Origin of the sequence: Mesorhizobium sp. M7A.F.Ca.US.014.04.1.1 (genome assembly GCF_003998745.1) — a bacterium.
Classification (GTDB): Bacteria; Pseudomonadota; Alphaproteobacteria; order Rhizobiales; family Rhizobiaceae; genus Mesorhizobium; species Mesorhizobium ciceri.
Genome location: NZ_RZRW01001070.1, coordinates 1 through 1145 on the forward strand (window position 1 = coordinate 1; position 1145 = coordinate 1145).

Below are 1145 nucleotides of genomic sequence, written 5' to 3' on the forward strand. Positions count from 1 at the left end.
CCTGTACGCTGAACGGGTTGACCGAACTCGTGGGGGCGTAGCTGGTGTCGATATACCACTGAAGCTCGCTGTTGGTGGTGAGCGAGCTGCCGTTCGGAGCACCCCACCAGAAGTTCGTATCCCAGGTCCCGCTAGAACCGCTGTGCAGGTTCAACGTATTGAACTCGTCCGAGAAGGTGAGCGTCAGATGCGACTTGTCCAGGGCGAGATCGAACTGGTTGGCGCTGAACTGGTCGATGGTCTTGTTCTCGAAGACGAGAAACTCGGTTGGCGACAGGGTAAGTCGGACGTTCGATCCCGACTGCACCATGGCGGCGTGCACCTGGTCGAAAGAGAGGAAGCCGTAGCCTCCGACGCGCACGGTGTCGTCGGCGCCGAAGTCGAGAATAAGGTCGCTGCCATTGCCTGGTTTGACGACGAAAATGTCAGCGCCGGAGCCACCCTTGAGAACGTCGTCGCCCTTCAAGCCGTCGAGCGTCTGCTGGCCGGAACCGCCGACGACGATATTGTTCAATGCGTTTCCGAAGGCATATTGTTTATCGCCGGTGACCGTCAGATTCTCAAAATTCGCCGGCAGCCTGTAGCTCATCCAGGTCGAGATCGTATCGATGCCCTCGTTGGGCAGCTCCGCCGCTTTGTTTTTCGCGGAGTACAGGTAGTAGATATCGTCGCCCTGGCCGCCATACATCGTAACGCTGACGCTGCCGTCGCCATACAGCGAATCGTTGTAGATGCTGCCGTAGAGGGCCGGGCCCGAATTCGTCGCCGAGTACCACCTTGCGGAGGACCCACTATAGGGGAGCGGAACGCCCTTGGCATTGGTTACGGCGGCCATTTTGCTTGCAGCTCCGTTGGTTTGTTCCAAGCCCTAACACGATGCAAGGCAAAAGGAGCCGATAGGTTTTGTCTTCAAACTCAGGAGGGTTATCAAAACGTAAATGCCCGAGGGGCAGGACGCGTCCGTCAGGCGAAGCTGGCTTGAGCGTGAAGTGGGGCGACTGGGGCCGGTTGGGCGAAGAGCGCGCACCAACGAGAATGCTGCCGAAACGTGGCAGGCTTCTGAGCGGAACCTTGGACCCGAATCGCAAGTTTGGCGGGACACCCGCGAGAGCCCTGCCCATCGGGCGCGGATGCGGGACCTTCCC

1 protein-coding gene is annotated in these 1145 nt (G+C 59.4%); it reads right to left on the reverse strand.

The features are described from left to right. Window positions 1–835, reverse strand: an 835-nt coding sequence (locus EOA22_RS34540) for a calcium-binding protein (protein ID WP_164756214.1), incomplete at its 3' end; no start/stop codon positions are given. Window positions 836–1145: the final 310 nt, after the last annotated feature.